This is a genomic window from Blautia parvula (assembly GCF_020215665.1).
GTDB classification, from domain to species: Bacteria; Bacillota; Clostridia; order Lachnospirales; family Lachnospiraceae; genus Blautia; species Blautia celeris.
Genome location: NZ_CP084061.1, coordinates 3,151,298 through 3,175,212 on the forward strand (window position 1 = coordinate 3,151,298; position 23,915 = coordinate 3,175,212).

At 48.7% G+C, this 23,915-nt stretch carries 14 protein-coding genes; 1 reads left to right on the top strand and 13 read right to left on the bottom strand.

Annotated features, from left to right (window positions below):
- Positions 1-33 precede the first annotated feature (33 nt).
- The 9 genes from LC508_RS14640 to LC508_RS14680 all read right to left on the bottom strand — a co-directional run bounded on the left by LC508_RS14640 (position 34) and on the right by LC508_RS14680 (position 17,978).
- Positions 34-1,968, bottom strand: coding sequence for an ABC transporter substrate-binding protein (locus LC508_RS14640; RefSeq protein WP_225305189.1), 1,935 nt, complete (start codon positions 1,966-1,968; stop codon positions 34-36).
- Between the two features lie 163 nt (positions 1,969-2,131).
- On the bottom strand, positions 2,132-3,640 hold the full coding sequence (locus LC508_RS14645; protein ID WP_118593790.1) for a response regulator: 1,509 nt from the start codon (positions 3,638-3,640) through the stop codon (positions 2,132-2,134).
- A gap of 258 nt (positions 3,641-3,898) precedes the next feature.
- Entirely contained in the window at positions 3,899-5,290 is a 1,392-nt protein-coding gene (locus LC508_RS14650) for an alanine/glycine:cation symporter family protein (protein ID WP_103732313.1), read from the bottom strand.
- Positions 5,291-5,430: 140 nt separating this feature from the next.
- Positions 5,431-9,213, bottom strand: a complete 3,783-nt coding sequence (gene addA / locus LC508_RS14655; protein ID WP_103732312.1) for a helicase-exonuclease AddAB subunit AddA — start codon at positions 9,211-9,213, stop codon at positions 5,431-5,433.
- Between the two features lie 3 nt (positions 9,214-9,216).
- Positions 9,217-12,648: a helicase-exonuclease AddAB subunit AddB gene (gene addB, locus LC508_RS14660; RefSeq protein WP_103732314.1), complete on the bottom strand. Its 3,432-nt coding sequence runs from the start codon at positions 12,646-12,648 to the stop codon at positions 9,217-9,219.
- Between the two features lie 14 nt (positions 12,649-12,662).
- A complete protein-coding gene (locus LC508_RS14665; protein WP_033139207.1) occupies positions 12,663-13,478 on the bottom strand; it encodes a Cof-type HAD-IIB family hydrolase in 816 nt (271 codons plus the stop codon).
- Positions 13,479-13,643: 165 nt separating this feature from the next.
- On the bottom strand, positions 13,644-15,029 hold the full coding sequence (locus LC508_RS14670; protein WP_103732897.1) for an MFS transporter: 1,386 nt from the start codon (positions 15,027-15,029) through the stop codon (positions 13,644-13,646).
- A gap of 13 nt (positions 15,030-15,042) precedes the next feature.
- A complete protein-coding gene (locus LC508_RS14675) occupies positions 15,043-16,596 on the bottom strand; it encodes an alpha-N-arabinofuranosidase (RefSeq protein ID WP_103732896.1) in 1,554 nt (517 codons plus the stop codon).
- A gap of 176 nt (positions 16,597-16,772) precedes the next feature.
- Entirely contained in the window at positions 16,773-17,978 is a 1,206-nt protein-coding gene (locus LC508_RS14680; RefSeq protein WP_118593791.1) for a helix-turn-helix domain-containing protein, read from the bottom strand.
- Positions 17,979-18,149: 171 nt separating this feature from the next.
- Here LC508_RS14680 and LC508_RS14685 point away from each other — a divergent pair, with 171 nt between their 5' ends.
- The gene (locus LC508_RS14685) at positions 18,150-18,587 is read left to right on the top strand and encodes a hypothetical protein (RefSeq protein ID WP_018597792.1); all 438 of its coding nucleotides are present in this window, start codon (positions 18,150-18,152) and stop codon (positions 18,585-18,587) included.
- Positions 18,588-18,714: 127 nt separating this feature from the next.
- On the opposite strand, the gene LC508_RS14690 is transcribed toward LC508_RS14685, so the two are convergent.
- The 4 genes from LC508_RS14690 to LC508_RS14705 form a co-directional block, all read right to left on the bottom strand.
- Positions 18,715-19,806 carry a LysM peptidoglycan-binding domain-containing protein gene (locus LC508_RS14690; protein WP_052098790.1) on the bottom strand — a complete coding sequence of 364 codons (1,092 nt, stop codon included), beginning with the start codon at positions 19,804-19,806 and terminating at the stop codon, positions 18,715-18,717.
- Positions 19,807-20,130: 324 nt separating this feature from the next.
- Complete coding sequence (locus LC508_RS14695) at positions 20,131-20,988, bottom strand: carbohydrate ABC transporter permease (protein ID WP_033139205.1); 858 nt, start codon at positions 20,986-20,988, stop codon at positions 20,131-20,133.
- Positions 20,988-22,028: a carbohydrate ABC transporter permease gene (locus LC508_RS14700; RefSeq protein ID WP_033139204.1), complete on the bottom strand. Its 1,041-nt coding sequence runs from the start codon at positions 22,026-22,028 to the stop codon at positions 20,988-20,990. Before LC508_RS14700 ends, LC508_RS14695 begins: the two co-directional genes overlap by 1 nt.
- Positions 22,029-22,092: 64 nt before the next feature.
- The gene (locus LC508_RS14705) at positions 22,093-23,427 is read right to left on the bottom strand and encodes an ABC transporter substrate-binding protein (protein ID WP_103732841.1); all 1,335 of its coding nucleotides are present in this window, start codon (positions 23,425-23,427) and stop codon (positions 22,093-22,095) included.
- Positions 23,428-23,915: the final 488 nt, after the last annotated feature.

Sequence of the window (23,915 nt, forward strand, 5' to 3'; positions counted from 1 at the left end):
TCGTTGCCTCCTTATGATTGGTGTTGTGACAAATTATTTTGCAGCTTCGATTTTCGTAGTATAGAATCTGAATTGTGACCACCACCACCAGGGTCCCTCAAAGGGATTCTCTGAATCCTGGAAACCGGTCCAGTATGTCTCCACAACGGGAACAAATTTTGCTGTTCCGAACATGGGGATCGCAGGCATTTCGTCCACGAAGATCTTCAGCATCTCTTCCACCGTTTTGTTTACCTCCGGGTCATCCGGCTCCAGTGTCTGCAGTTTATCAATGGCAGCGCTCAGCTCTTCGTTGGCGTAACGCTCTTTGTTGCCTGCTGCGTTTTCCCCGTTGGGAAGAATATATTTTTCGTGCCAGGTCTGGATATTTTCTGTCAGGTCAGGAATCAGTCCGCAGAACGGCCAGTATGCGCCTGTATCGTAATTTCCTGTGGCATAGGATGTCCAGAATGTGGAGGAATCCTGCTGTTTTACCTCGGCCTTCACTCCGAATTTACTCCAGGCATCCGCAACGGCAAATGCAAGCCGCATGGATTCGATCTCAAAATCCGCCGGTGCCAGAATAATGATCTCCCAGGGTTCTCCCTCCGGTGTCATCCACTGACCGTCCTTTTGTGTAAAGCCGTTTTTCTGGAGCAGTTCTGCTGCCTTGTCTGTATCATATTTCCACCAGCCGATACCGAAGATATCCGTGATCTCCTCATCTGTGGTCGGAAGATTTTCCACGCCTTCCGTCTTAAGAAGTTCTACCATCTCTTTTGCTGTGTTCTCATTGAAGGGTTTGTATCCGTCCTCAAAGGCATACGTTTTCAGCCATTCCGCCATTGGTTTCTGATATACATCTGTGAGTGCTGTTGTGGGCGGCACAGCCAGAGGGGAAAATTTCAGTTTTCCGCCGAAGGTCGCCATGCTCACCTGCTTGATATCCATACTCAGTGTCAGCGCCCAGCGCACATCCCTGTTGCTGTAATATTCGTTGGAGCAGTTGAAAGAAATACCGCGCTCGCAGGGGTCATCCGGGATTGCATACGGAAATTCCTCGGTCCAGCATTTTGCATTGGGATTTTTCTCTTTCAGGATATCCCAGCTCTCCGGGGAAATATCCTGCAGAATGTCAATCTCATTGTTCACGGCTGCCATGACACGTTTCTCTTCACTCCCGAAATATTTGAACAGTACATACTGTGGTTTCGGCTCGCCGTCAATGACGCCTACGTCTGATTTATCCCAGTCCTCTCTCTTTTCATACAGGAACCAGTTTCCCTGAGCATCACGTTTTGACAAAGTATACGGCCCGAGGGACAGAGGGTCTGTGTATTTAAAAGTGGCCGGGTCCTCTTTTTCCCAGATGTGTTTCGGAAGCACTTTAAAGTTGTTGCCAAACACAATAACGCCAAGTTTCTGCTGGGGCTTCACATTTGGCTCCACAAGCTCCATCTCCACTGTGTATTTGTCCACAGCCTTCATGCTCTTTACAAAGGACTTGTACCAGCTTCCCCAACTGAATTCCTCTGTGCTGCTGAGTATATCGGATGTAAACTCCACATCCTCTGCAGTGAACTCCACGCCGTCCGACCAGGTGATGCCCTCCCGCAGGTGGAACCGGTATTTTGTGTTGGTGTCATCCATGGCTTCCGGAAAATCCGCTGCCAGGTCACAGGTCTGTTCTCCATTCATGGTGTCAGCCTCCCACAGGCACGGATACAGGAGCTGGTGAAGGCCGCAGTCCATGGCCACACAGCCTGTCATATAGGGGTTGAAGTTATCCGGGTCTGTCTGTGTACCGCTCAGCATGTCTACGATCAGTGTATCCTTTCTGGGTGTTCCCACATCTGTCATCTTATCCCCCGACGCTGCAGTCTGTTCTGATGTTCCCTCTTTGGATTCACCTGCACCGCCTCCGCAGCCGGATAACAACAGGGCTGCTGCTGTGGCAGCCGCTAAAATTTGTTTCCCTTTTCTACGCATCTTTTTTCCTCCTTTGTTTCTTGTTTTGATGGTTTCAAGTATATCTTTTTCTGTAAAAAAAACTGTTGATTTCATTAGATTTCTTGTAAATATATTTTATGTTTCACAGAAAAAAACAGGAATCATCAGTATTTTGACGATTCCTGCCTCTCATACATCATGTTTATTTATTCATTATTTTCATTCGATACTCTTTGGGAGACATTTTCTTAAACTTCTTGAACACACTTCCGAAATAGGCGGAATCCTTAAATCCCACCAGTTCCGCTATCTCTCCTATCTTTAAATCTCTCTCCTCCATCAGGCTGACCGCTGCCTTTATCCTAATCTGGTTCAGATATTCCCCCATGGAAATTCCCATATATTTTTTAAATTGAGAGCTGAAATACCAGGGGTTCAGTGAAACATACTCCGCAACCTTCTGCAGAGACAACTCCTGCATATAATTCGCTTCTATATATGCAGATGCCAGCCGGATATAAGAGGGCACCTTGGCCTTTTCCTGAAAAAAGCTGAGGATCTGCTGCAGATATGCTTCCAGATTGGCCCATGCCTGCATTAAAGTTCGGCTGTTTCTCAGGTCTGAAAGAATCTTCTCCTGTTCAGAAAGACTCTCCGGAATTTTACCCGCCTCCTCAGTCTTTATCCGCTCCTCCAGCAAGTAACAGAAATGGATCATACCCTTTTTTAACTGCACCGGTTCAAAACCATCTGTTCTGCCAATCAGCCGCCGTCTGCCTTCGCGCAGTGTCAGCTGGAGCTGATCTTCTCTGCCCCGCATGAGAATCATCTCAATTTTTGAAAACGGAAGAAACTCCTCCATTTTGATTTCCTCTGCCTGACTGGTTTTCTTCTGCCATATTTCCTCATCCCAGGCGTACAGCCTGCCGTTAAAATCCATATAAAATTCCCGCTCCAAAAGTGTATGTACCGTCTCCTGCAGTTCCCGCTGTCCCCACTTAAAATTTTTCTTCAGATGAACAACAAGATTCCCGTCATTCACACAGATATCCGGAAAGCCTTCCCCCTCCGTTCCTGATATAGGCGTTACGATCCACAGTCTGTGTTCTTCCACGGTCCCTACAGCGTTTCTCTTTCTCAGCTCTTCCCTTGACCGGTACATAACTGCCTCCCACTCCTCACGGCCTCTGTCCCTGTCTGACCACATAGTGCACACACACGCTTTCCCCTCCGGAAATATACAGAAATCCTTATCCTGCCAGTCTTCATTCCCTTTCAGCAGTTTTAAAAAACGACGCTCCCTCTGTTTTTCCTCCGTCTCCTGAGCCCGTTCTTTTTTCTGCCTCTCCACTTTCTCGAATATTCCCAGGATTTCCTTGCGTCTGCAGGGTTTCAGAAGATAATCCACCGCTCCGTTTTTCATGGCCTGACGGATATATTCATAGTCCGTATAGGCACTCATGGCAATCATGACGATCTCAGGACGTATGTCCCGGATCTTCTCTATCAGAGTGACCCCTGATATGTGGGGCATTTTAATATCTGTCACCACCACGTCCACCTGACCCGGATTTTCCTCAATAAAACGGATGGCAGGCTCCGGATCTGTAAAGCTTCCCGTTATCTCGTGATCCGGAAACTCCTCCGCCAGCAAGTGGCTCATCCCCTGCAGCACTACTTGTTCATCATCAATCAATACAATCTTCAGCATAGTTTTCCACCCGCAATTCTGATCAATTTTCTGTTGACAGCTCTTTTTAACACAGTTCCTTTTCTGTATCTGTCCCCCATATGCCGCAGCTAAAAATCCTCTGCAAACTGCAGATATACAGAATATGTAGATTATTATAATATATTGTCGAATTATAGACAATGGGTAATCACTTTATTTCCTCTATTTCACATCAGGCAGACGCAAAAGAACCTGCGGCAGTCAGCGCAGGTTCTCTCTATACCTCTTACAGCAGGTTTATTTTTTCTTTACTTCTTTCTGGAAATCAAAACATTCTTCCGCCACCACATTACTGAGCACCAGAAGACAGATCAGGTTTGGTATCGCCATAAGACCGTTCATTGTATCTGAAAAATCCCATACGATCTGCAGCGTTCTTGTAGCGCCCACAAATGTGATAAAGGAAAACAGCACCCTGTATATCCTATTCATCTTTGTAGAGCGGACTAAGAATTCCAGGGATTTCTCCCCGTAGTATTCCCATCCCAGGATCGTGGAAAAGGCAAAAAGCATGATGCCAATGGATACCAGATAGCTTCCCATGGGCCCCAGCGCGCTCTCAAAGGCTTTTATGGTCAGGTTCACACCCGTGATCAGTTCACCGGAGGCATCCTTCATACCGAGGACACCGGAGGACGCAATGACAAGACCTGTAACGGAACAGACTACCAGTGTGTCAAAAAAGGTTCCTGTCATATTGATATATCCCTGTCTGGACGGATAATCCGTCTTGGCTGCAGCCGCTGCAATGGGAGCGGAGCCGAGACCTGCCTCATTGGAGAAGACGCCTCTGGCAACACCCCAGCGCATAGCCGATAACATTGTGGCAATAATATTGCCGCCCACACCGCCGGCTACCGCCTTTACGGAAAATGCCATGCCGAATATCTGGGCAAGCCCATCGGGGATATGCTTTGCATTTATAATAATAACACCTATTCCGCATGCAAAATACAGAACTGCCATAAAAGGAACCACCTTCTCACAGACCTTACCGATGCTTTTAATTCCACCTACCAAGACCACCAGTGCCAGTGTTGTGATCACTACGCCTGTCACAATGTTCGGAATCTTGAAGGTGCTGTTCAAAGCGTCCGCAATAGAATTGGCCTGTGTCATGTTGCCGATTCCGAAAGATGCCAGGACCGCGAAGACAGCAAAAAGCGTTGCCATCACTGCACCCAGTTTTTTGTATTTAAAACCGTTTTTCATGGCATACATAGGGCCGCCAACCATCTCGCCGTCTGCGTTCATTTCCCTGTATTTTACAGCGAGAACGCTCTCCGCGTATTTGGTGGAAAGCCCGAAGAGAGCAGAGATCCACATCCAGACGATCGCGCCGGGACCGCCCATGACCATGGCAGTGGCAACACCCACAATATTGCCGGTACCTATGGTTGCCGCAAGAGCGGTCATCAGAGACTGGAACGGTGTGATATCACCTTCCCTGCTGCCCATGCCTTCCTTGTCGGGATCTTTAAAAATAGACTTCAGCGCAAATCCCAGATTGCGCCATGGCAGAAAATTCAGCCGAATGGTAAGAAAAACTCCTGTACCCACCAGCAGTACCAGCATAAAAGGGCCCCATACAAAATCATTCACTGCTTTCAGTATTACTGCAAAATCCATACGTTACCTCCCTCACATGCGACAACGCAGAAAGGGACAGACTACCGACCGTCTGCCCCTTTGCTCCATCGCGTTATCACATCAACGTTTTATTCTTTCTTCCTATCATAACATGGGGGAAGGGGTTTGTAAATCTGAAATTACGGGGCAGCCTGCTGCACAGCCAATCCCTTCTGTAATTCCACGGAATAAATATACTTCTCCGTCACTTTCCTTCCCGTCACCCGTTCCAAGGCCTCCGCATAGTAATCAAGCTGGACCCTGTACTTCTCGATCAGATCACTTCCGTCTCTGCGGCGCACCCTGTCTGTTTTGTAATCCACAAGTACAATGCTGTCCCCCTCGTAGAAGAAGGCATCAATGATTCCCTGTACCAGAACACGCTCCTCCTCCGGGTATTCCTCCTTCAGCCTGTCCGCTGCAATCTCCATGACAAAGGGCTGTTCCCGATACAGCGATCCACGGGTCTGGGCTTCTGCCATGCGTCTGCCAATGGAGGAAGCGGCAAACTGATACACATCACGGGGAGAAACCGTGCGGCGGATCTCACTGTCAATCCTGTGTTCAGACTCCAGAGCCAAAAGCTGCTCCTCCGCCTCTTCTGCAGACCCGGCTTTTGAAAAGTCAAGGCACTCGAATACCCTGTGGTATGCGGTACCTCTTCCGGCTCCTGTCAGTCCTTCCTCGCGTTTTTCAATAAAGGACGGGATATAGGGTATCATCTCCTCCTCTTCTTCATACCAGGAAGTACTCTCCTCGTCTTCCATGTGCAGCCGCTTCACCTCGGATACCGTGACCTTTGCAGGAATCTTGTCCCGGTCCGGATAAGGATAAGAATAGGTAAAACGCTCCTCGATCTGTTCCCTGACCTTTTCATCCCAGACTGCGGCTGTATCAAATTCCAGAATTTCCTGCTTTTTCATCTTCTGTATCATTCTGGTCTCCGCTTCCTCCAGTGTAAGCTTTGTGGGTGAGATCACCTGTATATGGAAACCGGCCTCGTCATCGTGGAGCGGATTTAAAACATAGGGGCGTTTCTCATAGGAGAGGTACACCTCATCCATACAGCGGTGCCTTGCAAGGGCAGGGAAAATCCAGTCCAGATAACAGCGGGCTTTTGCCAGCCTGCCGTAAGATATCCTGCGCTCCTCCTGTTTTTTCAGGGGTTCTAAGGCAGTCAGCCGCTTTTCCAGCCTGGAGGTACTTCCGGTGAGGATCAGTTTTTCCTTGGCGCGGGTCAGCGCCACATAGAGAATACGCAGTTCCTCTCCCAGATTCTCAATCTGTATCTGGCGCTGCACTGCTTTTTTCAGAAGAGTCGGCGTTTTGGTGCGCAGCTCTGCATCCACCCAGTCGGCGCCCACTCCCAGATCAGGGTGCATGGCAAGGGATGCCCTGGCATCCTGCTGGTTGAACTGTTTTCCCATGCCGGAGACAAAGACCACCGGAAATTCCAGACCCTTGCTCTTGTGGATACTCATAATCTTCACTGTATCTTCATTTTCGGAAAGAATGTTCGCCTCCCCGAAATCCACCTGGTATTTCTGCAGATTCTCTATATACCTGACAAAGTTAAAGAGACCCCGATAGCTGGTACTCTCATAATCCCTGGCCTTCTGAAGAAGCATCAGCAGGTTGGCCTTCTGCTGTTCCCCGGAAGCTCCTGCCTGTATATAGTCAAAGAGTCCTGTCCTGTCATAGATCTCCCACAGCAGTTCATGCATGGGTGTGTAGGGAACTTTCTTCCGGATACTCTCATACAGCTCCAGGAAACGGCCTGCCTTCTCCCCGGTCTGCCTGTCCTGGGCATTATCCGATTCACACAGACTTTCCGCCGCCAGAAGTGACTGATACATGCCGGCTTTCTCCATCTCTCTGCCCACGCATTTTACACGGGCCAGCTCCTCCATGGAAAATCCGCCCGGCAGGTTGTGAAGCGCTCCGGTAAACGGAATGTCCTGCAGCGGATTGTCCAGAATGCGCAGATAGTTCAAAACGGTCATAACCTCTGAGGCGGAAAAATATCCCGTCTTTGTCGTCACACTGGCCGGAATCCCCTGGGCATTCAAAACGCGTTTAAAAGTCTCCGACCAGCCGGAAAGGGTTCTGAGCAGTACCACACAGTCTCCAAACCTGGCCGGGCGGTACTGTCCCGTGGTTTTGTCAAGAACAGGATAGGAACCCACCAGCTCCTGAATCCTTGCGGCAGCGGCTCTGGCCTCCAGCTCCTGTACATTTTCACCGGACTCCATAACCTTCCACTCTTCCTCATCTGTCTCCACCAGGATCAGTTCCGTATCCGCCGCCGAGTTCTGTCGCTTCTCTGCCGCATCCGATCCACCATCCTGCTGGTTCTCTGACGCATCCGGTTCCCCATCCTGTCCCGCCGGATACGGAGGAAAAGATGCACCCGGATACAGCGCCGCTGCATCATCGTACTCCACTTTTCCAAGCGCTTCCCCCATGATCTGATAGAAAAGGAAATTCACCCCGTCCAGCACTTCCTTCCGGCTTCGGAAATTTTTGTGCAGGTCGATTCTAAGGCATTTCCCTCCGGCTGTGGAATAAGTTTTGAATTTTTCCATAAACAGATCCGGTCTTGCAAGACGGAAACGGTAGATGCTCTGTTTCACGTCCCCTACCATGAAAATATTGTTGTTTCCTTCCTCCATCTTAGACACAGCGTTTAAAAGCTTTTCCTGTACAAAGTTGCTGTCCTGGTATTCATCTATCATGACCTCAGCAAATCTGTCCGCCAGTTCCTTTGCCGCCTGAGTCCGCTTATCCTTCTCCCCGGAATGGTCCACCAGGATCTTCAGGGCAAAATGTTCCAGATCCGAAAAGTCCAGTATATTTTTCTCCCTCTTCTTCTCTGCAAACGCCCGGGCAAACGCAAGCGTCAGATCAATGAGCACCCCAACCGGACCTCCCGCCATACGCACATACTCCGCCGCGTCCTCCAGAGAGAGGGCAAAATACTGTTCCTTCAGTTCACCCAACAGGTCTTTTACCTGCTGCCGCAGATTCTTTGTTAGCTCCTTTGCCTCCTCTGAGACCTGGGGGTCCTTTTTTGCCGCAAGCCTTGCAAAGGAAAGACCGGAAAAAAGTTTCTGCCATTCCTCAAAGGAATCCGTCTGCAGCAGTTTCTGCACAAATATCCTGTCAGATTCCAGGGCATTTTCATAATAATAAGGTCCGCCCTCTCCTCTGGCTGTCTCCAGCGCCGCGTCTGCCAGATTCATGGCCTCCTGCAGGCTTTTTCTGATATCCTCTTTGATCATCTGCATCCATCCGGCCTGTTCCAGTTCCTCCACGAAAGAAATACTGTAAGCCTCCTTACAGGACAAAAGCCATTCCTCAGGATACGGATAGCTGACAGAAAAGGCATAGAGGTGCTTTATCATATCCTCGATCCCCTCATCCGTCTTCCCGGTGGAAAAACACTCCACAAACTGCAGAAATTCCGGCTCTTTCCTGTCGTACGCATCGTTAAGTACCTGGGCAGCCACATCCCCCTGCATCAGGCGAAGCTCACCCTCCTCCGCCATACGATAAGAAGGGTCCAGATCAATGAGATGAAAATAATTTTTCACCACATAGGAACAGAAGCTGTCAATGGTGGTGATCTGCGCGTGGTGAAGCAGTGTGCTCTGCCTCTGCAGATGCTCATTGTCCTCATCCTCCGCAAGCTTTTTTTCAATTGCCAGCCGGATACGTTCCCGCATCTCCCCCGCAGCCGCCCGGGTAAAAGTCACGATCAGCAGCCTGTCAATATCCACCGGATGCACCGGATCCGTGACCATGGAAATAATACGCTCCACAAGCACAGCCGTCTTGCCGCTTCCCGCCGCTGCACTGACCAGTATGTTGCAGTCTCTGGAATCGATCACCTTCTGCTGCTCTGTTGTCCACATCACTCCCATTTTTTACACCTCCTTATCCACAGGGTCTTCAGACTTTTCCCCGTCTTTCATTCTGCCCCATATCTCCTCCGGCTTCAGAGGATTCAGTCTGCGGTAGTGGTATCCCGCGGTTTTCTCGTCAAACCCGCAGGCACCTTTATAAGGACAATACTGACACGCATTTCGCTTTCCCATCTCATAAGGCTGAGTCTCAGCCTCCCCTGCTAAAATCCTGCGGCCGATCTCCTTCATCTTCTGGTTTACATAATTCGATATCAGACGGAACTGCTCCGGGCTGACCGCACTGGAATTCCGTGACAGGCTTCCGTCCTTGTTGATGGTCACCGGAACACAGAGGGATGAGGTACCGTTTGCGCTCAGGTTTTCATCCAGCTTTTCCAGCACACCCCTGTCTGAGGAGGCCAGGCCGTTCATGCGCAGCTCCTTCAAAATGCGGCGGTTCAGCGCCTCCGGGTCCTCCTCCTCCACTTTCTCAACCACAGGGTCTTTGATATTATAGTAAAAAATACCTGCAGGCACCACCTGCTTATCCGGATGGTTCCTCTGCTCCAGCTCCATAGCTGCGTTCATATACAGCACAAGCTGAAGCTGCAGGCCGTGATACAGAGCCAGCAGGTCAAAGGAGGTATTTCCTGACTTATAGTCAATGACCTTCACCAGAACCTTGTCCTCCTCCTCGCAGGTATCCACCCGGTCAATTCTGCCCAGGAGTTTCATTTTCTCCTCCTTTGACAGGGCAATGTTGATACTCTCCAGAGAATCTGCCATGGCAAAAGAGACCTCGAAACGGCTGGGCGTGAACGCTCCCTGCTCCATCTGCTTTGTCAAAGCCCAGATGGTGCGCTTCATCATCCTTTTTACCCGGCTGACCATGTATTCATTTCTGGCACTGCTTTTCAGCACGGTATTTCCGTAGTAAGAAACTACCTCCTCCACACAGTCTTCTGCCATCTCATCCATCTGAACCTCATCAAGAGCAGTCCACGAAAGACCGCGCTGGTGCATTTTTTTTGCAAAACTCTCAAGGCCGCTGTGCAGTACATTTCCCATATCCATGGGGCTGAATTCATATCTGGCCCGCTCTTTTAATTCCAGACCGTACGCCATAAAATGGGCACAGGCACACTGGGCAAACAATTCCAGACGGGTGGCGCTGTTCTCCAGGGTGGTGCCATAGAGTGCTCTTGCCACACTTCTTCCGATCTCATCCTCAGGATTGACGCGGAAAGCTCCTTCCACCATATTCTCCATGGTCTGTTTCCAGGCATCCTGCTTCTGGTACCAGGAAAAAAGCTCCTTCCAGAGCAAAGAAGGCTCACGTTCCAGAATTTCCTTAAATCCCCACGCCAGATACGCAAGCGCGCTTTTGGGATTTTCCACTTCCCAGACAGCATCCTCGGACGGCCGTTCCAGAACAAGCGCCGGAAACAGCTTCTTGACTGCACCGATCAAAAAGGACTGGGTCATGGGTTCCCCTCCGTCGTCGGCTCTGCTGTAGGAGAGATACAGTTTATCGGATGGCTTTGTCATATTCAGGTACAGATAGAACCTCTGGGTGTACAGATTTTCCCGGTAGGTGGGCGCCAGGGCAACAGAGGAAGCCTTTAAATCCTCCCGATTCAAATCTGACAGGATCTTGCCTGCAGCGTCCTCTCTTGGAATTTTCCCGTCATTTACACCCACAAAGAAAAGCACCCGGATATCCTTAAGCCTGGTCCTCTCCATATCACCCACGAGCACCTGGTCGGAACTGGGCGGAATGATGCCGATCTTCACTTCGGAAAGGCCTGCCTCCAAAAGCTCCTTGAACTCCCGGAGGCTTACTTTCTCCTCCCCCAGAACCTCTGTCATCTTGTCAAAAAGGTCCATGACCATAGGGTAGATCTGCTCATATTCTTTTGCCCTGTCCATGGCGTTTTCTTTTGCGAACTCTTTTCCGCTTCTGTCCAGTTTTTCCTGGATACCACAGGCAGTGATAAATTCATAGAATGCCAGGACGCGTTCCCGGACAGTCCCTTTTCTTGTCTTCATCTGTTCTGTAAACGGCGCCAGGGTCTCCATGAGCTGCTGCCGTATCCTGTCAATCTCAGGAACCTCCTCCGGCCTTTCCCCGCGGTAGTGGAGCACCCACTCCTCCTGCCATTTGCGGAACCCCCGGATTCCCATGCCAAGCACATAATTTTCCAGCCGGTCCATATCCCGGCAGGGCAGATCCAGCAGTCCGCAGCGCAGCAGCCGAAAAACACTCTCATAACTGTAATTTTCCAGAAGCATATCCACAGCCGAGCGGAGAAATTCCACAAAAGGATTCATGAATACAGACTTCTTCTGGTCTATGAAACAGGGGATATCAAACTTATCAAAGGCCCTTGCCGCATGGTCCGCATAGGTCTCCATATCTCCTGTGATCACTGCGAAATCCCGGCATCTGTATCCTTCCTCCCGCATCAGACGGCGTATCATAAGAGCTGTCTCCTCCATCTCCCGGGCCGGGTTTCTGCTCTCCCGGATATGAACTGCCTGCTGTTCTTCTGTATAGACTTCCTTTCTGAACCGGAACAGATTCCGTTCCAGAAATGCCATAGGCTTATTAGCTGAAAATCTTCCGTTTTCTTTTACCCATGTCTCCTCGATCTGACTGCCCGCCGCCCCCGCAAGTTTACATAACTTAGCCACTGTTTCCCTGCTCAGATGAAAGAGATGGTGGGGGCTGCCCGGGCGATAGGGGTCCAGACGGTCATCCATGGTGACGGTCACGTACATGGTCTCACACAGAGGGAGAATCCGCTCCAAAAGCTGTAACTGAATAGGGGTAAAACCCGTATAGCCGTCCAGGACCATCACGCTCCCTGCCAGCTTTCCGGACTGCCCTGCCACCCTTCCCAGCACCTCCAGCACCTCCTCCTGGGTGATAAAATTCCCTTCCAGGTAATCAAAAAATCCCTGATACAGCACAGAGATATCTTTCAGCTTGTAATACAGCTCCGGCTTGTTTTTCGCATAGTCCAGCATAAGGTCCATATCCTCTTTTGTGACCTCATACTGCTTCAGCTCTGACACCATGGATTTCATCTGGGAAATATAGCCCTGCTTTTTCATTTTCTCTCCCAGGATCTTCAGTTCCTTTTTCTTCTCCTGGGATACCTTGCGAAGCACCAGGCTTTTTCCCGTCTCTTCCAGGACCTGCGCGCAGGATTCCCCTGTCTCCTCCAGAACGCGGTAGGCAAGGCGCTCAAAACTCAGGACATCTATGTTCAGAATCCCCTTTTTGGGGTGCATCATTACAAGCTCTTTCTGCGTCTGCATGGTAAACTGCTCCGGAACCAGCACCAGATACTGCCGTCCGGGATGCTCCATGGATTCCTGTATGATCTTCTGATAAATATAGTGCGATTTCCCGGCCCCTGAAGCGCCGAATATAAAATGCAGCGGCATGGATTCCCTCCTTATTATTCTTTCAAGAAAAATTTCTCTATCACTTCTTCGACTCCGTCCTCATCATTGCTGCGGACTGTGATATAGTCAGCCACATCTTTTACCTTTTCCTGGGCATTTGCCATAGCTGCCCCAAGGCCTGCAAACTGTATCATGGAAATGTCGTTATATCCGTCCCCGCAGCACACCATCTCCTCCCTGGATATGCCCAGAAGCTTCAGCAGCTTTTCCAGACAGTAGGCCTTGTCCACATTTTTAGGCGTTGCCTCCAGGAAAAACGGCTCTGAACGGAATATCTGGGCCTCATGGAGATACTCCTCAGCCAGAAGCGGCTCAATTCTCTCCAACTCATCCGGCTCTCCTGTGAGAAGACATTTATTCACCGGAAAGTTTACATAATTAGGAAAATCCTGTCTGTAACAGATGGGCAGTCCTGTGATCCTTGACTCTGTCTCCATATAGATATCCGGCGTTGTCCCGGCAATGATCTGCTCCTCTTCATATGTGATGATCCCTACCTCATGGCGCACTGCGCTGCGGTAGAGCTTTCTGGGCATTCCCAGAGGAAGGGTCTTGGAATAAATGCACTCCTTTGTCTTCCAGTTCACGATCCTGGCGCCGTTAAAGGCCAGCACATAACTGCCGTATTTATCAAACTCCAGTTCATCTGCCACCGGCGCGATCCCCCTTGTGGGCCGCCCGGAAGCAATGGCCACCAGGGTGCCCTGCTCCTGCAGTTTCTTTATAGCTGCTTTTGTCCTCGGTGTCACTTTTTTCTCTGTATTGGTAACTGTGCCGTCAATGTCCAGCACAAGCAATCGGTACTTCATATTTCTCCTGCCTCCTTAGCGACAAAAATTGTCTTTGTCTGCAACCAGTGTATCACAAAACGGGGGCGGAACCAACCTTGTTTTTCTGTTGGTGTATACTGAATAAATACTTTCCTACTATAGAAAAGGGCCGCCGGCACACTGCCGGCAGCCTGGTTACACACATTATGATTCCAATGCTGTTTCGTTCATACGAACCGCTGCTTTCCTCTCTTCCAGTTCCTTCTTGATCGTTCCGTACCCTTTGTCCAGCTTATAGAAATGAAGCAGAATCATACACGCCGCATTGCAGAGAATAGGAAGCCCCACAAAAGCCGCAATGATAGCTGTCTGCGCTGCCGGAGACTGCACCGCCGCGGTCCCGTCATAACCGCCCGAGGACAGAAGCCATGCCACGATGGCAGACGCGGATGCAGAGGCCACCTTATTCACAAAACCACTGACAGCCGCCTGGGTGCCCGCAAGGTTCTTTTTGAATTTCCACTCGCCATAGTCCACCACATCTGCCAGCATGGAATAATACATGGTGGTACGGAACCCGTTCCCAAGACCTGCCAGCAGAATTCCGGCGTAGATGACAGATGTATTTCCGCCTGAGATTCCCACAAGTATAAATCCGAGAATCCCCACCAAGGTTCCGAACTGGGTGATATCTTTCTTACCGAATCTTTTATTTGCCACAGGGGAGAGCAGCATGGTGAGAATAGGGGCAATGGTCATAATACTGATGGCAGCACTTGTCTGCATTTCATTTCCCACAATGTATTTAAAATAGTAAGCAATGGCTGCGAACATGCCAAGATATCCCACAAAGAGAAAGTAGGTATCACCAGCCATGAGCAGATAGGGTTTATTCTGCATCAGACATTTAAAGTCATGGAAGACGCTTGTTTTCTTCACCACCTGTGGTGCCGGATTCACTTCCCGGATACTGGCAACACAGATCAGCAGAATAATGACCACGATCACACCGAAGACAAGGTTTGTCCTGAAATATCCCTTCACCACATTGTCTCCCCCCAGCTTTGCGATCAGAAACAAGGCCATAGAAGCTGATGTCAGGGAGCCAAGGCTTGAAAAGATACTTCTGGATGTAGCGATATTGGTCCGCTCAATGGGATCAGCACTCAGAGTAGGCAGAATGGAAGCCATGGGAATGTTCACCAGGGTATATCCAAAAGAAAATAACATATAGGTGAAATAAGCCCACGCCAGCTTGCCCGTTGTCCCAAAGTCCGGGGCAGTAAACAGAAGGATCATGCCGATTGCCAGAACCGGCGCACCGGCCAGCATCCAGGGCCTGTTTCTTCCCATCCTGGTGTTCGTCTTGTCTATCAGAGTTCCAACCATATAATCAGTGAACGCGTCAAAGAATTTTGTGATCAGAAACATAAATCCCGCTGCCGCCGCACTGATGCCTGCCACATCGGTATAATAGATCAGCAGATATGTATTCACCATCAGATATGCCAGGTTACAGGCATAATCCGAAATCCCAAACCCAATCCTCTGCCTCCATAAAAATGCCTTGCTGTATGTTTTCCCGTTCATTTTCTTTCTCCTCTCAATCCTTCTTCTCTGTATTCAGGGCAAATGTATAGACACTGACAGACGCCGGCGGCAGTATCACCTGTGCCCGTTTTCCATGTAAAACAGGTGCTTCTGCCACTCTTTTACGAATCAGGTCCGGCTGATCTGCCGTATTGCAGTCATGGACATCACCGGAATACAATGCCTCACCACCTGCGTAAGTGACCGCCTGTGTAAACGTGAGTTCTGCGATTCTGCTGCTCACCATATCTGTATTCACCAGATTCACGTATATTATTCCGCCCTTTCTGGATGCAAATCCATTAATCCTTTCCTCTTCTCCGCCGCTGTCCCGGGAGACCGCAAGTGCTTCACCGCCCCGATGCACTTTGTACATGTCAAACACATGATAATTCGGCGTACGGATACACTGCCCCTTCTCTGTCAGCAAAAGGGAATTCAACACATTCACACTCTGAGCCACACAGGCTGCTTTTACCTTCTCACAGTTCCTGTGGAAAATATCAAGTGTCAGCGCGCTTGTCACCGCATCCAGCATAGTACACTGCTGATACAGGGCAGGCCGGTTCCCGAACGCGGCGCCGTGCCAGTTCCCCCACTCTCCCACGATCAGATCACACTTCTTTTCCGGTGAGGGAAAAGGTCCTTCTGCCTCTCTGAAACTGTCAAGACCTTCCCTTACCAGCCTGTACTGTTCCAGGATGACCTCTTCCAGTTCACGGCAGCCGTCAATCACACGGTACCAGTCTTCTTCCCCATACTCAGTTTCCTTCTGCGCCGGATTTTCAATGTTCCAATTGTAAAAATGAATGTCATACCCATCCAGGATTGGCTGCCTGAAACGGGAGAGCTCTTTAAAAAATTCCCTGGTCCACTCTGCCCGCTCCCTGGGTTTATTTCCGTCCGGTCCGCAGGCAATGCGGTACATTTTTGGCTGTTCCTCCTGCTTCTTTCCCAGTTTTGCGAAAGATGGAAATGCTGAGGCGTATTTCCGGTATTCCGCTGCATACCCGGCTGCTGTCATGGTGCCGCCGCCTGCCCACATCTCGTTTCCAACGCCCCAGTATTCCACCTGAAAAGGTTCCTCCGAGCCGTTTTTCTTCCGCTCTGCGGCAAGGGATGTGGAATCCTCCCTGTTACAGTATTCCATCCATTCCCGCATCTCCGCCACGCTGCCGCTCATCATATTGATGTTAAACCACGGTTTTGCTCCGATCAAACGGCAGAACTCCATAAATTCATGAGTCCCGAACTGGTTGCTGTCCGGCTCAAATGTGCCGAAGTTTTCATTGTAAGTTACAGGCCGCCTGTCTCTTGGTCCTATTCCGTCCCTCCAGTGATAAGTGTCCGCATAACACCCTCCCGGCCAGCGCACCAGCGGCGGCTGAATTTCCTTAAGCGCGTCCACTACATCCTTTCTCAGCCCGTGGTAATTGGGTATTTCCGAATCTTCCCCCACCCAGATACCGTCATAAATACAAGCACCAAGAAATTCAATAAACTGACTGTGCAGTTCCGGACTGATACGGCCCTTTTCTTTATGGATATCAATTTTAATCCGTTCCATGACTACCTCACTTTTCTCAATATTGGAATTCCTATTAATAGAGGATAGCAGAGAAAATGAGGAAGTTATATCATAATTTTAATCTGTTTATCATATTTTTATCTTCTTTGAAATCAAAAAAGGCGCCTCAGCGGACAAATTCTTTTATCCCCTGTCAGCGCCTGTCTTCTGAATGCTCAATCTTCCATAAATTCCCTGACTCCGTATTTACTGCGATACTGGCCCGGAGTCATATTTTTCCACTTTTTAAACACTTTTCCGTAATGGCTCTGGGAACAGAATCCAAAATAATAACTGATTTCCCTCATGGAATATCTGGAATACATCAGCAGATTCTCTGAGAGCCTGACCTTTTCCCTCATAATATAATCATTGACTGTGATGCCCTCTGCCCTTTTAAAAAGAGCGGACAGATATTCCGGGGTAATATGGATCTCCCCTGCCACATCTTTAATAATGATTTTTTTATGCATGTCCCTGAAAATAATACGCTTGGCTTCCTCCACCAGCGTATTCTCTTTCCTGTGCTCTTTCAGGTTATGTACCAGCGTGGCATACTCTACCTTTGCTTCATAGTCAAGAGCTCCTATCTGCTCTATAGTAGCGGCTGCATCCACGCGGAGAATATAACTGTCATTGATGGAAAAAGCCTCCTCCGGGTTCATCCCTCCGTCTATAGCGGCTCTCGCCACAATAGCTAGGGCTACGATTTCCAGATTCTTCATGGAGCGCAGAGAATCTTTGGACAGGACCGCATATTCGCCTTCAACGACCTCTTTCAGAGTCATTTTCAGCTTTTCCACATTTCCTTCCCGGATACTGTTCATCTCCCGCCTCTCATGGTCATAAGAATTATGTACCTTTTCATTTTCCTGGTACTGGAAATACACGCGGCTTCTCTCCGCCCGGACATTATGCCTGACTTCCTCCTTCGCGACAGACCACATACAAAGCTCCGAATAGGTATAATCTGTGTCTGCAAGACAGTTGAACAACAGAAGATACTCCTCACAGAAATTCTTATGCTCACAAAAAGAGATTCTGTATTTGTCCTCCGGCAGATGATGCAGTCCGGCGTAATACCTGCCAATAGGCTGCTGCTGAATAGTTGTCACCGTAAAATCAATATTGACAGGCCCCATAATGTAAATCTTGCCTTTTGCCCTGATCACGCCGTAATAGATGGGATACATTTCCTGATAGATCATGGGCACATTCTCCTCCGCACAGGAAGACAATATATCCAGGAACTCCGCATCATGGAAAAGAACATCCTCCTTTGCTCCATCCCCGTTGTAACGGATCATATTTTTATATTCATCATATTCCCTGACAGGTACATTGACTGCGGCCACAATATGATTGATGATCTTCTGAACCATGAATACTCCTCCTGCGCCACTGCTTTATGTCCGTATTTTAACACAACTTCACGCCCCGGGCCACTCCAATCTCCATCCGCCTCCCCAACAATTTGTCCTCCCCAAAAGAATCCTTGCATATTTTCCCCACTTCCATAATAAGTTATAAAAAGGAATGCAGGAGGTGCAGCCATGAGCTCAAAGACCAAGATTGTCGTATTACATATGAAAGAAGTCATTTATACCATTATTTTCGTGGTACTTGCCATTCTTCTGGCGGTTCTTCTCTTTATGATGTTCGGAAAAGACCGGAAAGCCGACTCAGCCGCCACTTCAGCCGCTGTCTACCACGCTGGCGTGTATAAAAGCCCCATCACACTAAATGGCAACACATTTGACGTTGAGGTTACCGTGGACGAAAACCACATAAATGCCATATCTCTGGTAAATTTAAGCGAGACCACCACTGCCATGTATCCGCTGATGGAGCCCGCACTGGATGCGCTCTCCAGCCAGATATACGCATCGCAGACCACGGAAAACATCACCTATACAGACGAAAACAAATACACCTCAATGCTTCTGCTGGACGCCATCAATGAGGCACTTGACAAAGCAAAAGCTGACTGAACGCTGCGGCTCTTATCATGTGCCGGCTCTTACAAAAACGGGGATGCTCCGGAACATCCCCGTTTTTTTCTGTCTGTTCTTCTATCTGTTCTTTTACCTGCATTTCATATCGTCTCTTCCTGCCTGCTCAGCTGACTGTAAGAACTTCCCCGGCGTAAATCAGATTCGGGTCCGCTATCCCGTTAACTGCCGCAAGCTGTGAAACCGTAGTCCCAAACCTGGCCGCGATCCCTGACAGCGTATCCCCGTAACGCACAATATAGGTCCTTCCCACATCCCCCGTACTTCCGGAGGCTGAAATCTGCAGAACCTCCCCGGGATAGATCAGGTTCGGATCAGAGATATGATTTATAGCCGCAAGCCTTGCCACAGAAATCCTGTACATCCGCGCTATCCCCCAGAGGGTATCTCCTCTTCGCACCATATACGTGTTATCCACCTGAGAAGACGATACCTGATCCGCAAGTGTGATCCTCAGCACTTCCCCGGGGTAAATCAGGTTGGGATTTGCTATCCCATTTTCAGAAACAATAGCAGATACACTGGTTCTGTACATCCGGGCAATCCCCCACAGCGTATCCCCGCTCTTAACCGTATACTCCACCGTAGACGAAGAAGGTTCGGGCATAGGCACAGGCCCCGGCACGCTTCCCGCTTCCTCTAAAAACATAGCATCTGTATAACGGTCCAAATCCACATACCCGGAAATCCCGGCCACATTCCCCGTATCCGAATACTGCCATCCTGCCCATGAGTCCCAGTTCACCTGTGACGAAGGCTCTGACACATCATATTCCGCGATCCAAAGGGGGTATTCTGTCAGCTCTCCCCCAAACACGTTCCCGGCATTGTAGGCATCACTATACACCACTGTCCCTTTACCGCTCAGGTTTTCCACGGTCCTGATAAACGCCAGCCCAATCTCATTCGCCTCCCCGGCACTCAGACGGGTCAAATCCTCAAAATCCATAGCCAGCCGACACTGAAACTCCTTTCCCTGAATCACGTTCATATAAAAATGTGCCTCATACACCGCCTGGGAAACTGTCCTGGCGGTCACATAATGATAAAATCCCACATTCAGCCCTGCTGCCCTGGCTCTCTCATAATTCTGTTCAAAATATGGGTCTGTATAATCACTTCCCAGACTGGACCGGATATAGACTGTATCCACTCCGGTACCTGCCACCTCCTCAAAATCAATATCCCCCTGCCACATACTCACGTCAATCCCCTGCCGCTGATTCCCATCTTCAGGCGGCAGCGCGAAAACCGATGTACACCCCAACAGCATCAAAACACAAAAAAATAATATATATGAAGATACTCTCCTGATCATATTCATAAAAATCCTTTTTTTCTATCATATGACCCTCGTTTCCAATCGGTCACCTGCCGCCCTCCACTACCAGGGGAAAGCAAAGGGCCCGGGGCCGGGAGGCAAAGGCATCCGGACCCTTTGCTTTCCATGTCCATGTACCAAAAAAGCACCGGATACATTCTCCCCATATCCGGTGCCCAACTTCAAAACCTTTTTCACTTCTTACTTAATCGCTCCATCCACCATACCCTGAATGATCTGCTTCTGCGCAAACAGGAACAAAATAATAATAGGAATCATAGCCAGCAGCGCTGCCGACAAAATCAAATCCCACTGCTTCACATAAGACCCCACAAAACTGCTGACCGCCACAGGCAGCGTCTTGATCTTCCCATTCAGCCCCAGCATCAGAGAGGGAAGCAGGTAATCATTCCAGATCCAGATACCGTTCAGTATCAGAACCGTCACCTGTACCGGTTTCAAAAGCGGGAAAATAATACGGAAGAATGTCCCTTCCGGACTGCACCCATCGATCCAGGCAGCCTCCTCCAGCTCATAAGGAATCCCTTTCACAAATCCATGCAGAATAAACACGGACATAGACCCGCCGAATCCCAGATAAGCAAAGATAATCCCCTTATAACTCTGCAGCATCTGAATCCCGAAGAAGTTGGAGGTTTCCCGGAATGTGGAAAGCAGCGGCAGCATAACGACCTGGAAAGGAATAACCATAGCTGACACAAACAGCATAAAAATGAAACTGGACCATTTTGTTTTGTTTCTCACCAGAACCCATGCCGCCATACTGGAAAATACGGTCAGCAGCAAAAGGGAAACCGCTGTGATCAGCAGAGAGCTGAAGAAAGAATTCCAGTAGTTAAAGTTCTGGTTATGTATTACATTGCTCAGATTTGTAAAAATCTGTCCCCAATGTTCCGGCAGGGAAATAGGGCTTGTGATAATATCCGCGCTGCTCTTTGCGGAGTTCACAACCACCAGCAGGAAAGGAGCCAGGATGATAATTGTAAGAATCACACCAATAATTTCTGCGATTCCGGTTCTTATTTTCTGTGCCTTCATTACATTTCAACCTCCTTCTTCTTACTGATGGATACCTGTGTCAAAGACACGATCGCCAGGATGATAAAGAATACCACTGCCTTTGTCTGTCCCAATGCATACTGGTTTTTACTGATAGCCGTGTTATAAATATTCAATGCCAAAAACTCGGTTGCCTGCACCGGTTTACCCGCCAGAATACGGCTGGGCGCACCATTGGTGATAGCCAGGTTCAGGTCAAACTGTTTGAATGAGTTGACCAGTGTCAGGAAAATACATACAGTGAATGTATTTGCGATCATGGGAACCTTGATCTTCAGCAGGGTTGTGATCTGGTTAGCCCCATCCACATTGGATGCTTCCAGAATATCCTTTGGCACACTCTGCAGACCTGTCACATAGATCATCATAATATACCCCGCGTACTGCCAGGTACTTACGATCAAAATAGCGGCAATCGCCAGATTGGGATCTGTCAGCATGGACGTGCTGCCTTCGATCACAGTTGTCATTACCTTGTTGAAAATAAACTGCCATACATAACCAAGTACAATACCGCCGATCAGGTTCGGGATAAAGTAAGCCGCACGATAGAAGTTTCTTCCCTTAACTTTTGATGTACAAAGAAGAGCCAGTCCGAAAGCCACCAGGTTCACAGCCAGCATATTGATCACCGTGAAGATAAAGGTTACCACAAATGAATAAATATAATCATTTGATTTAAACATACTGATGTAGTTGCCAAGTCCCACAAACTTCTCAAATTTGATTCCATTCCAGTCTGTCATGGAGTAAAAGATACCGCAGGCAAACGGAATCAATACTGTCACCGCAAACGCAAAGATCAGCGGAAACAGGAACAGCACATTGATAATGGAGCGGTGCTTTCTGGTCGGAAGCAGGTAGACGCCGGCTATCACAAGCAAAGCCCCTGCAATAAGAAGCGGTCCCCTGATCGTGGAGGCGCTGCCCGAAAAATCCATATAGAGTGCTGCTGCCATACCTATAATGCCCGCAGCCATGGCAGCGATTGATATCGTTTTTTTCAATTGAACATTCATGCCTTTTCCCCTTTTGAAAATTTACCGGCTGTCCTCCCCTCGGGGAAAACCGCCGGTAAACTGGTTAATTGCTTCCGTTAGATGCTACATAATCTTTGATTACTGATTCCATGGTGTCTACAAATCCCTGTTTATCCAGCTGTCCTTTTGCGTACAGCTCAAATACAGCTCCTGTGGCATTCTGTGCAATACCTTCCGGCTGTGTCAGCCAATCCCATGCATAGGTTTTTCCGTCCTTGATATAAGGAAGCATGCTTTTTGCCAGCGGTGTGCTCGGCTCCAGTGTGCAGGATTTATACGGAGAAACCATTCCGCAGTCCTCAACCAGGGCTCTCTGTCCCTCTTCGCTCTCTGCCAATGCCTTTAAAAATTCCTTGCAGGCGTCAATCTTATCACTCTCATTATAGATACCCCATACAGCCGGTGCGTCCACTATGATGCCGTCTGTATCCTCTTCCATAAATGCCGCCGGTGCCAGTCCGCATGCAAACTCTGCTTCATAGGTGGGAAGTGACGGGTCGATCCAGTTACCCTGGGTGATGAATGCTGCTTTTCCTGTAGCCCACAGTGCAAGCTGGTCATCATATGTACCGGAGATCAATACGTTTTGATCTGAATAATCAAACAATAACTGAAGCCAGTCACCGAACTGTCCCATTCTGTCTTTATCAATCTCCCCTTTGTTCAGCTTATCAATAATATCTTTGTCCGTTCTGTCTTTTCCCTGAGAAATGTAAGCTGCCATCATATGGTTGCCCGTTGACCAGTACATCTGTCCTGACTCTGCCGCTACAGCACACACGGATGTAATTCCCAGCTCGTCCTTCATGGAATCTATCTTCTCAAATGCCTCTTTGTAAGCATTGATATTTGTCAGCGCTGACGGGTCAACCCCCGCTTTATCCAGAATATCTTTGTTGTATGCCAGACCGATTCCTTCCAGTGCGAAAGGCATTCCGTATACTTTTCCGTCCTCTCCCTTAAACGCATAATCCGTATCGTCAATCCAGGACTCTCCGTCCAGTGGTTCCAGCCAGTCTTTAAAAGAAGATTTGTAAGAGTCTGCAGCAAATGCAAAGATGTCCGGCATGTTGCCTGCTGCATAATAATTTTTGAGCTGTCCGTTTACATCCACACCGCCGCCCAGGGATTCGATCACAACTTCCTGTCCTGTCTCTTCCTGGTACTGCTTTGCAAACTCTTTCAAAGCTCCGTCAATCTCGATCTTTGTGTTCATAAAGCGAATGGCATCCTTGCTCACATCCGCTGTGTCCGTTGTCCCCTGTGTGTTGTCGTCTGCCTTGCTGGTGTCATTTCCACTGCCTGTATTCCCTCCGCATGCTCCCAGTGTAACTGTCATTGCTCCGGCAAGCAGTGCCGCTAAAACCTTCTTTTTCATCTCTCTTACCAACCTTTCTGAGGATTATCTTTTTATACCTTTTGCGCATAAGGTTTTGATGTTTTGTATCTTACCACCACTTCCGCGTAAAATCAATGTTTTTTATAACCTCTTATATTCATTTCTCTATTTTTCACAGAAACACTTCCCATTTTCCTGGTATTCAGTCTATATTTTTGTATAATTTTTACAAAAGGTTTTTCGCAAAACCTTTTTCTGTTCATTCGATGCTTTAATACTTTTGCGCATAAGCTTATATTCTGTATTCTCTGCTGCTGCCCTTTTCTTATGTCATTCACATTGTACACAATCCATAAAAAAAGCAAAAAAATACCGTATGGCGGCAGTATCTCTGCAGCCATACGGTATATTATTTGTAACGATTCAGCCAGCTGAATCGTTACGGGTATTCGCCCATTAAAAATCGCTTCGCGATGGGGCGAATACTTGCCGCCACTACTCTTTTGCACGGTCAGCGCAGTAAATGC

What these genes read in the sequence shown, in the direction of transcription:
- addB (WP_103732314.1), bottom strand. Translation starts at nt 12,648, where the DNA reads ATGCCGCTGCATTTTATATTCGGCGCTTCAGGGGCCGGGAAATCGCAC.
- LC508_RS14690 (WP_052098790.1), bottom strand. Translation starts at nt 19,806, where the DNA reads ATGTGGCAGGGGGATATTGATTTTGAGGAGGTGGCAGGTACCGGAGTG.
- LC508_RS14640 (WP_225305189.1), bottom strand. Translation starts at nt 1,968, where the DNA reads ATGCGTAGAAAAGGGAAACAAATTTTAGCGGCTGCCACAGCAGCAGCC.
- LC508_RS14695 (WP_033139205.1), bottom strand. Translation starts at nt 20,988, where the DNA reads ATGAAGGCACAGAAAATAAGAACCGGAATCGCAGAAATTATTGGTGTG.
- LC508_RS14680 (WP_118593791.1), bottom strand. Translation starts at nt 17,978, where the DNA reads ATGGTTCAGAAGATCATCAATCATATTGTGGCCGCAGTCAATGTACCT.
- LC508_RS14675 (WP_103732896.1), bottom strand. Translation starts at nt 16,596, where the DNA reads ATGGAACGGATTAAAATTGATATCCATAAAGAAAAGGGCCGTATCAGT.
- LC508_RS14705 (WP_103732841.1), bottom strand. Translation starts at nt 23,427, where the DNA reads ATGAAAAAGAAGGTTTTAGCGGCACTGCTTGCCGGAGCAATGACAGTT.
- LC508_RS14700 (WP_033139204.1), bottom strand. Translation starts at nt 22,028, where the DNA reads ATGAATGTTCAATTGAAAAAAACGATATCAATCGCTGCCATGGCTGCG.
- LC508_RS14685 (WP_018597792.1), top strand. Translation starts at nt 18,150, where the DNA reads ATGAGCTCAAAGACCAAGATTGTCGTATTACATATGAAAGAAGTCATT.
- addA (WP_103732312.1), bottom strand. Translation starts at nt 9,213, where the DNA reads ATGGGAGTGATGTGGACAACAGAGCAGCAGAAGGTGATCGATTCCAGA.
- LC508_RS14645 (WP_118593790.1), bottom strand. Translation starts at nt 3,640, where the DNA reads ATGCTGAAGATTGTATTGATTGATGATGAACAAGTAGTGCTGCAGGGG.
- LC508_RS14650 (WP_103732313.1), bottom strand. Translation starts at nt 5,290, where the DNA reads ATGGATTTTGCAGTAATACTGAAAGCAGTGAATGATTTTGTATGGGGC.
- LC508_RS14670 (WP_103732897.1), bottom strand. Translation starts at nt 15,029, where the DNA reads ATGAACGGGAAAACATACAGCAAGGCATTTTTATGGAGGCAGAGGATT.
- LC508_RS14665 (WP_033139207.1), bottom strand. Translation starts at nt 13,478, where the DNA reads ATGAAGTACCGATTGCTTGTGCTGGACATTGACGGCACAGTTACCAAT.